General features: G+C 43.7%; 10 protein-coding genes. 2 read left to right on the top strand and 8 right to left on the bottom strand.

Annotated elements, in window-relative coordinates; all coding sequences use genetic code 11:
- Positions 1-307 precede the first annotated feature (307 nt).
- Positions 308-862, top strand: coding sequence for a GNAT family N-acetyltransferase (locus QUA78_RS24845; protein WP_333307121.1), 555 nt, complete (start codon positions 308-310; stop codon positions 860-862).
- A gap of 91 nt (positions 863-953) precedes the next feature.
- On the opposite strand, the gene QUA78_RS24840 is transcribed toward QUA78_RS24845, so the two are convergent.
- The 6 genes from QUA78_RS24840 to QUA78_RS24815 all read right to left on the bottom strand — a co-directional run bounded on the left by QUA78_RS24840 (position 954) and on the right by QUA78_RS24815 (position 5,989).
- Positions 954-1,523: a hypothetical protein gene (locus QUA78_RS24840; protein WP_333045531.1), complete on the bottom strand. Its 570-nt coding sequence runs from the start codon at positions 1,521-1,523 to the stop codon at positions 954-956.
- A 188-nt stretch (positions 1,524-1,711) separates the two neighbouring features.
- The gene (locus QUA78_RS24835) at positions 1,712-2,569 is read right to left on the bottom strand and encodes a bifunctional class I SAM-dependent methyltransferase/HIT family protein (RefSeq protein WP_333307119.1); all 858 of its coding nucleotides are present in this window, start codon (positions 2,567-2,569) and stop codon (positions 1,712-1,714) included.
- Between the two features lie 31 nt (positions 2,570-2,600).
- On the bottom strand, positions 2,601-3,206 hold the full coding sequence (locus tag QUA78_RS24830; RefSeq protein ID WP_333307117.1) for a hypothetical protein: 606 nt from the start codon (positions 3,204-3,206) through the stop codon (positions 2,601-2,603).
- Between the two features lie 54 nt (positions 3,207-3,260).
- A complete protein-coding gene (locus QUA78_RS24825) occupies positions 3,261-4,859 on the bottom strand; it encodes an Hsp70 family protein (RefSeq protein WP_333399080.1) in 1,599 nt (532 codons plus the stop codon).
- A 123-nt stretch (positions 4,860-4,982) separates the two neighbouring features.
- Positions 4,983-5,765: a helix-turn-helix transcriptional regulator gene (locus QUA78_RS24820; protein ID WP_333399079.1), complete on the bottom strand. Its 783-nt coding sequence runs from the start codon at positions 5,763-5,765 to the stop codon at positions 4,983-4,985.
- Between the two features lie 11 nt (positions 5,766-5,776).
- Positions 5,777-5,989, bottom strand: coding sequence for a DUF2997 domain-containing protein (locus tag QUA78_RS24815; protein WP_333399078.1), 213 nt, complete (start codon positions 5,987-5,989; stop codon positions 5,777-5,779).
- Between the two features lie 82 nt (positions 5,990-6,071).
- Between QUA78_RS24815 and QUA78_RS24810 the strand changes: the two genes are divergently transcribed.
- Complete coding sequence (locus tag QUA78_RS24810) at positions 6,072-7,094, top strand: beta-eliminating lyase-related protein (protein WP_333399077.1); 1,023 nt, start codon at positions 6,072-6,074, stop codon at positions 7,092-7,094.
- 198 nt (positions 7,095-7,292) lie between these two features.
- Here the strand turns inward: QUA78_RS24810 and QUA78_RS24805 are convergent, their stop codons facing one another.
- Together QUA78_RS24805 and QUA78_RS24800 are read right to left on the bottom strand one after the other, a co-directional pair.
- A complete protein-coding gene (locus QUA78_RS24805) occupies positions 7,293-7,691 on the bottom strand; it encodes a DUF4112 domain-containing protein (protein ID WP_333243876.1) in 399 nt (132 codons plus the stop codon).
- A 70-nt stretch (positions 7,692-7,761) separates the two neighbouring features.
- A complete protein-coding gene (locus QUA78_RS24800; protein ID WP_333306993.1) occupies positions 7,762-8,100 on the bottom strand; it encodes a helix-turn-helix domain-containing protein in 339 nt (112 codons plus the stop codon).
- Between the last annotated feature and the right edge of the window lie 60 nt (positions 8,101-8,160).

Here is an 8,160-nt window from a genome sequence, read left to right as displayed (position 1 = left end):
TGTCGCTCATGTTTCTGTGTCAAAAAAGCTTTATGATGTGATTTTACCACGAACTGTTACTATTTTGGAGATGTCTAAACTAGCGATCGCAAATTATCCCTGCAGAAGATCGATCGCCCTTACCCGATCGCCAAATCCGATTTTATGGCAAAATTAGCCTAGACTGAAATATGAAAGCTGGCGATCGGGCAAGCTGTAGCGAATGTTGCCCTCGTGAGTCCTCACTTCGTTTTTGCCCTTTACCCCGGTTATAAAATCCGGTTTGTGAGCGTATTAGTCCGTAATCCTTGATTTAGTATGTAAATTCATGAACGTACAAATTACAGATTTGCGTGCTGGCGACGAGCCAAAAATTCAACAGGTAGCTAGATTAATAGTTGAAGGTTTTAAAGAGCATTGGCCCGATGCTTGGCCCGATATAAAATCTGCTTTGCAAGAAGTGCAAGAATCTTTGGGAGCCGATCGCATCAGTCGAATTGCTGTCGGCGACAGCAATCAAGTTTTGGGATGGATTGGCGGGATTAAACAGTATGACGGTAATGTTTGGGAACTGCACCCGCTGGTAGTGAGAACAGAATTTCGCAGACAAGGAATTGGTCGATCGCTCGTAGCTGATTTGGCAGCAGAAGCTAAAAACCGGGGAGGGATCGTGCTGTGGGTAGGTACCGACGACGAAGACAATCAAACCACTCTTTCAGGCATCAATCTTTATCCTAACGTTTGGGAACACGTCGCCAAAATTAGAAATTTGCGCGGTCATCCCTACGAATTTTATCAAAAAATGGGTTTTGCGATCGTGGGAGTGATGCCCGACGCGAACGGAATTGGCAAGCCAGATATTTTCATGGCAAAGCGGTTGTAAAGTTTAATGTTGGTTCTAAATTTACTGACTGGTGGCTTGCCCATCCAACACTTAGCAAAATTAGTGGTTGAAAGTTTCCCATAAAATCGGTCTAGTCTGGACGTGCGAACCCCGTTCGAGGGTCGCTAATAAACAAACCCAGAACTAACGAATCCATCACCGTATCCCAGACAGGAGTCAAACGCTCTGCATCGTCAACCCAGTAATCAAAAGTAATCAAACACTGAACATTAGAACCCAATCCAATACAGATTCGCGAATAAGCTTCCCGCTGTTCTGGAGGGTCGATAAACTTAAATTCAGTCCAAACAATCCGGGCAGTTTGCCGCTTCAATTGGATAATTTCCCCAGGAGCGATCGGATTTCGCGTATCATCTTCAACCACCTTCTGTAATAGCGGCACCAGCGGAAAATCTGCCCAGTTACCAGGCGGTAGCAAATTAAACGAAACCTCCAAACAACAATCATCATCCGGCGGCTTTTTATCCGTAAATCGGAACGACTTAGTATCCGGTTCAAAATGCCAATCTTCCGGGACATCAAAGCGGACTGCACCTCTTCCTGCTACAAAAATTCGAGTTCCAGGCTTTGACTTCCAATTGTGGTCTTCTTTGAGTTCCAGGGTTTCCTTGAGCCATTCTTGCTTTTTGCGCTTAGACATAAACAGAACACCAAATTGCTGCTAATGTGTAGTTTTAGACCTTGCAAACACATTTTAACTCTATTTTGCTCGCCGTTTGCTCAAATATAACAATTCTTACACAAATTATAAAATCCTCTCTTCTCTATTCCTCTGTGTTCTCTGCGCCTCTGCGGTAAAAAAGAATTCCTTTCACAATTGGCTAACTTTTATTTTTCACTCTTGGGAATAACATACCTAATTCCGCCTTTATTCCCAGCCGCATCGCCCTTGTAACGGGGGATAACATGAATAGCCGCGTGACTGCGACTTTGACCAGCCTGTTTATTAATATTTATTCCCACATTAAACCCGTCAGGCTGAAATTCTTTACTTAACATTTCTTGCACCTTATTAGCCATAAACCAGCAAGCCGATTGCTCTCGAAAAGGCAGTTCAAAATAATTAGCAACGTGACGCTTCGGAATAATTAAAACATGACCTTTGCTGGCGGGATAACCGTCAAACATCGCATAAGCTGTTGCTGATTCAGTTAGCAAAATTAGGTTTTTATACGGATTGCAGAATATGCAGTTATTAGTTGAATTTCTTTGATGGTTGTAATGCACGTATTTGTAAATTTCGCAATACTCATCTAGGTGAACTGGCTTAAAGGGAAGTTTGACAATGCACTGATATGTAGGTTTTTTGTGGACATAATGTTCTCGAAAGCCTTCTTTTTTGATATCCCTTCTCACCGCAAAATACGCATTCCCTCCCGGTTTCAACAGGTGCGACACTTCCATCAGGACATTAGCTTGTTCTTCGGGAAACAAAACATTCAAAACATAAAAGCAAATGATTGTGTCGAATTTATCTTCGGGGAATTCCGGGAAATAATAAGGGTCATAACCCGTAATATCGAAGCCTTTTTGCTGCAACAATCTCACATCGCTGCCCAAGCCGCACCCAAAATCTAAGACTTTGCCTTGCAGCAAGTTTTTATCCAATAAAAATCTTGCCGGAAATGACAGATAAATTCTTTCGATTGCCGTCAGGTGGCTGAATTTATTTTGTTGCTTTTTCATGGCCGCATAAATTTGATTTCAATCGTTGTTTTTAGTCTTTGCGTAAAGGTTTTGTTAAAATTCCGAGAATTTTGTCAACTTCGTTAATATAATAATCGTTCAAGTCAATAAAAGCTGTTTGATTTACCAATTTGAGAAACTTCCAAGCATTTCCCGTGGTAACACCTCCGTAAATCGCCTCAATTTCATCATTTTGCTGTTGATTGAATCGCTGGGCTCCCAACATTTCAGCAATACACTGTCCTAATCCGTTTTTGATGTTTTCATTTTTGGCTTCTACTAAGGTGACAACTGGTGTTCGGATTTCGTACAAATCGCTGGATGCGGTGAGGATATAATCGCAGTACCCGTTAAGTCCACTTTCGGGATCGGCATTAAATTCCGTGCCGGAAAAAAAGCCGATTTGGAAGTTTAAAATGCGCCGTACTTCTAATAATACGGGAGCAATAATTAACTCGGAGCGAGCTTTTTCAGTATTGATAGCATTGGCGAGAGGGATATATTCTGCTAGGGTTGTTTTGAGATAGTCGCTAGGTGCAATTGATTCTACATCTGCAAACAAAACTGTTTTTTCATTAACAGTGAGGTTAAATGCTGCACGCACTTTGGTGATGGTAGTAAATTCACTATATGACATTTTAAAAGTCCTTAAATTAACTAAAAATTACCGATGATACTTGAGATTTTACCATTATTGCAGTTTGGCGATCGCCCCTTTTTCCACCAAAACCTTACCAGTCACCAAATCCCGCACCGTCGCCAACAAAACCCGCCTCTCATCCACCTCAAAACCCACCGAAACCCTGTCAATTCCCAATACCCCCGGCGGATTCAAATGCGCCACGCAAACCTGCTGGTGGTGGCTTTCCAGAGAGCGAAAATCCGTCTGTTTGTTGAGCCAACTGCTCGTCATTTGTCCTTGTTCGTTAAAAATAACCTCCGCTTGCGATACCTCCGCAACTTCCCCAATATCTAACCGAATTTCCCTTTGTCCTTCAATAGCCACTTGCAGCGTCAACTCTTCGGAACTTTGACAGGGATACTTCATTTCCTTGCTAAATATCGGCGAATAAGCATAAGCTTTAGCATAAGGTTCCCAGAGGCGAATGGCATAGCTGTGGCGCAAATAATCGTCAACACTCGCTAATTGTGTCAGCGCTAAAGCACCGTGCGCCACCGCTTCAAAAGGCTTATCTGTTTGGACTTTTTGCCGCCCAAAATACGAAACCACTAAATTAGATACAGCCGGAATTAGAGAAGTTCCTCCTACCAGCAAAACCTGTTCGATATCTGCTTTGCCGATACCTTTTCCCAGTGCAATACTCAGCACTTCATCTAAAGCTTCTCGCAACTGTTCTAACAACTGCCGATATTCCAAAATTTCCTCAAGCTTCTCTCGATTTAGCTGCAAGTCGTAAGACATAAAAATTTCATCGTCAAACCAGCTTTCCTTTGCTTCATTAACTTGAGAAAGTTGAATTTTTAATTTTTCCGCTATTTCTAATAAATTTTGCCAGCCAACTGCGCCGACTTCTGCCCGCGACGAACCAATTTGTCGCAAATAATCTTCGACAATCCAGATGTCAATATCTTCGCCGCCGACATAAGCATCGGATTTTGCCAATACTTCGGCACGCATTAAATTTGGACTTTTAGATTGGCTATTTTTGACTGAAGAAGGAGGGGCTGTGCGAACCAAACTTAAATCTAAAGTGCCACCACCAAAATCTACTACTAAAACTAAAGAACCGGGACGTTTTACTGCATATCCCAGGGCTGCTGCTGTGGATTCATCTATTAGCTGAATTTCCGCAACTCCCAACTTTTTTGCTAAATCGCGAAACCAATCCAGATATCGCTCAAATGCTCCGACTGGTACAGTAAAAATTACATTGTCTGGCTGTATATTTTGTAAATATAATTGTTTCCAAATAGTTTCGATAAACTGTTCTGCTACTGATTCGGGCGTATAGGTTACGCCGTCGAGATTGCGGGCTGGGGGCTGAAAATCGGCTGCTAAATCGCGTTTGAAAGCTTTGAAAAAGCGCTCTGGCTGTGACTGTCCCAAACGCTGCGATCGCACTTTTTCTCCCAATACCAAATCTGCCGCATTTTTCACAAATACCAAAGTCGGCACTACAGGTATTTCTCGAACATCTCCGCTCGATTTATTCGTTTTGAAAATCCGGGACATTTCGCCCAATCTCAAAGTTTCTGGTGTTTGCGTATCCGGGTTGAGAATGCAGACAACCGTGTTGCTGGTACCGAAGTCAATTGCAACTGTAGTCATGGTGATTTTAGATTTTAGATTTTAGATTTTAGATTTAATTTTTCATGCGGCTCTGGGTGGTGCAGCTAACTTTATAGGACTTACGCATCTACTCTATTTGTAGGGTCGCATTGCGCCCGTTACTTAATTTTTTATGCCACCTGGCAGGGTGCGGCTAACTTTAGCAGGAGCAAGAATTCGCTCTCCCTCCCGATAGCCTACAAACCGAATATAAACTAATTCTCCTTCTGTTATATCCTCAACATCCGGCTGGTGCAACTGCGGATTGTAAGCAGTTTGTTCCCACACAGAACCAATCGTTTCAAAAGCCCAGCTTGACAAGAGATTTTCTAAGGGAGTAAAAAGAGCAGAGAGGTTTTTTGCTGGCATATCCGGCTTGGCTTCTGCCATTTTGCGGGCGGCGGGATAGTTGGTTAACAAAGTTTGCAACTGTTCAAAGGTAGCGCGGCGAAAATCGGCAGTTAGTTGAGTTTTTTGCTGCTGCAGTTCTTCTCGCAGCCGGAAACACTGCTGCCTCAATTCTTCTATTTCGGTGGGATTAGTTGTGATTGTAGCCGATATTGGCAGCGCGATCAAAGTGCGATCGAACTCTTGAAAATTCAAATTCAGCACTGTTGCTAGTCGCCTCAGTTGGTCTAGCGTGAGGTTTCCCACGTCTCCCTGCCGCACTAAACGTACCCCGTAGCGACTTAAGCCTGCTTTTTCGCCTAAATCTTGCCAATCGAGAATGTTTAGTTGATTCATACGTTCCCGCAAAATTGTATCGTACTTAAACTCGATCGCATCTCCCGCCTCAGATGCAGCATAAAGGTAGACTAAAATGAGAAAAATGCCCCCGATAGCTAGCGCGAAGCTGAAGGCAGGCACTGTTGTTACATCAAGTGTTGCACCGAGGATATCAAACATCTTTAACTCTTCTAAACTTGTTTTAAAGTCTGCGTTTGTTCAACGACCAAATTTTCTTCGCCTTGGTAGTATTCTGGCAGCAAGTCTTGAGATTCTACTTTTCCGAGGGCTTTTTCTATCCCGGCGGTGGTTTCGGTACAACTCGAATCGGTGGCGTTGAGGACGGTTTCGGTAATTTTGCCGTCTTTCCCGATGCGGTATTCTATTTGACGGTACTCTGCCATAATTCTTCCTCTTGATTTAATGCTTGAGTGTTGACTGTTGAGTGTTGAGTTATATTATAGATTCTATTTACCAATTATTCTAATGAATTTTTGTAGCGACAATGCAACCGGGGTTTCGCCGGAAATTATGGCAGCGATTGCAGCGGCTAATTGCGGTGCTGTGATGTCTTACGGAGATGATGAATATACGCAGCGTTTGCAAGTTAAATTTTCGGATTTGTTCGAGACATCTGTGACTGTTTTTCCTGTAGCAACTGGTTCTGCTGCTAATGCGCTAGCCCTTGCGGTTGTCACTCCTCCTTACGGGGCTGTTTACTGTCACGCCGAATCTCATATTAATCTAGATGAATGCGGCGCGCCGGAGTTTTTTACAGGCGGTGCAAAGTTAGTTACAGTAACAGGAAATCATGGTAAAATAGAGGCAGAGACTTTAGGAAAAATACTCGATCGCGCTGGTGCAGGTGTCGTCCATCACGTACAGCCGGCCGCCGTCAGCATCACTCAAGCAACGGAAGCTGGCACAGTCTACAATCCAGCAGAAATTTCCCACATTTCGGAAGTAGTTCGCGCTCACAATTTGCACCTGCACATGGATGGAGCTCGCTTTGCCAATTCTGTCGCGAGTCTAGGCTGTTCTCCTGCGGATATCACTTGGCGCGCCGGTGTAGATATTCTCTCGTTTGGAGCGACAAAAAACGGCGCGATGGCTGCGGAAGCTGTGGTTTTTTTTAATCAAGAATTAGCAAAGACTTTCCCTTTTTACCGCAAGCGCAGCGGGCATCTTTTCTCGAAAATGCGGTTTTTGTCGGCACAGTTGGAAGCGTATACAACCGATGATTTGTGGCTGAAGAATGCGGCTCATGCAAATAATATGGCAGCCAAATTAGCCGCTGGTTTGGCGGGAGTTGAGGGAGCGAAGTTTTGCTATCGGGTTGAAGCAAACGAGATTTTTATTCAACTTCCCGAATCGGTAATTACAGCGGTTTTAGCTGAGGGCTTTCTGTTTTATCGGTGGGATGAATGTACTGTTAGACTGGTAACGGCTTTTAATACTTTGGAAGCGGATGTTATTGCTTTGGTGGAAGCGGTTAAACGACATCAGTAATTATTTCGCAAGGGCGAGTTTTACGAATAATATCTGACGATTACCAACAATCTAGATAAACCCGTTCCCCACAACAGACAACCCGCATCAACATTAAATTTGGATCGAGCGGAAAATGTATATTGTGATTTTTCGTTTGATGGGGGCGGGTTTGAGAGATTGTGTGTTATTGGCAATTATTGTGCGTGAAACCCGCGCCTACATTTTAAGAGGTTCAGGAATAGGTTCTGCAACTGCGGCTAGTTCTGGTTCAACTGCTTCGAGGTGTGCTTCTAAAAGCGCCAGATTTCTCATGTTTGATTTATAAAAAGCATCGAAGATATCTCCGACTAAAGGTACTGATCCCACAACGGCTTCTAGACCGATATTGTAAATCATTTTCCCTAGAGTTTTTTGGGGGATGTTGAATCGAGTTGCTAAATAAATTAGGTAGGCGGAAAATGCGGTATCTACTATGTCGCCCGCACCCGGAACTAAACCGATAATGGGGTCTAAACCAATGCGAAATTTAGTGCCGGGGATGCCAATGGCGGTATCCATCAGGCGGCTGAGTTTGCGGATGCGGTTGAGGGTGGCGAGACGCTCTATGTTGTTCATATTATTATTGTTGAACTAGGTTGAAAATTTGAAATCTGTCGGAAGACGGAAAAAACCATCTAGAAACCGCTCATTTTCCATCTTCGCTAATATGCTGAATTCCCCATTCGTGCATGGCATTAATAATCGGTTTGAGACTTTGGCCCAAAGGCGTTAGCGAATATTCAACTTTTGGCGGCACTTGCAGGTAAATTTCCCGGTGCACAATCCCGTCTGATTCCATTTCCCGCAGTTGCTGCGTCAGCATCTTCTGAGTAATGCCGTTGACAGCTCTTTGCAGCTCGTTAAAGCGCTTCACTCCTGGAAACAACTCGCGCAGAATCAAGACCTTCCAGCGCCCGCCAATCACCTCTAGAGTTCGTTCTACAGGGCAATTTGCTCGATCGACGTTTACTTCTTGGACTTGCATAGTATCTTTTTGGTAACTACCGCACTTTTAAGTGCGTACTATCCATAATAGCTTGACTCG

Source organism: Microcoleus sp. K4-B3, from assembly GCF_036704615.1.
Taxonomy (GTDB): Bacteria; Cyanobacteriota; Cyanobacteriia; order Cyanobacteriales; family Microcoleaceae; genus Microcoleus.
Note: the sequence above shows the minus strand (reverse complement) of the source record. Positions and strands in the feature narration are given on the sequence as shown.

Bases quoted from the DNA above. Each gene is read 5' to 3' on its own strand.
- QUA78_RS24810 (WP_333399077.1), top strand. From the start codon at position 6,072: ATGAATTTTTGTAGCGACAATGCAACCGGGGTTTCGCCGGAAATTATG.
- QUA78_RS24835 (WP_333307119.1), bottom strand. From the start codon at position 2,569: ATGAAAAAGCAACAAAATAAATTCAGCCACCTGACGGCAATCGAAAGA.
- QUA78_RS24825 (WP_333399080.1), bottom strand. From the start codon at position 4,859: ATGACTACAGTTGCAATTGACTTCGGTACCAGCAACACGGTTGTCTGC.
- QUA78_RS24840 (WP_333045531.1), bottom strand. From the start codon at position 1,523: ATGTCTAAGCGCAAAAAGCAAGAATGGCTCAAGGAAACCCTGGAACTC.
- QUA78_RS24805 (WP_333243876.1), bottom strand. From the start codon at position 7,691: ATGAACAACATAGAGCGTCTCGCCACCCTCAACCGCATCCGCAAACTC.
- QUA78_RS24820 (WP_333399079.1), bottom strand. From the start codon at position 5,765: ATGTTTGATATCCTCGGTGCAACACTTGATGTAACAACAGTGCCTGCC.
- QUA78_RS24845 (WP_333307121.1), top strand. From the start codon at position 308: ATGAACGTACAAATTACAGATTTGCGTGCTGGCGACGAGCCAAAAATT.
- QUA78_RS24815 (WP_333399078.1), bottom strand. From the start codon at position 5,989: ATGGCAGAGTACCGTCAAATAGAATACCGCATCGGGAAAGACGGCAAA.
- QUA78_RS24800 (WP_333306993.1), bottom strand. From the start codon at position 8,100: ATGCAAGTCCAAGAAGTAAACGTCGATCGAGCAAATTGCCCTGTAGAA.
- QUA78_RS24830 (WP_333307117.1), bottom strand. From the start codon at position 3,206: ATGTCATATAGTGAATTTACTACCATCACCAAAGTGCGTGCAGCATTT.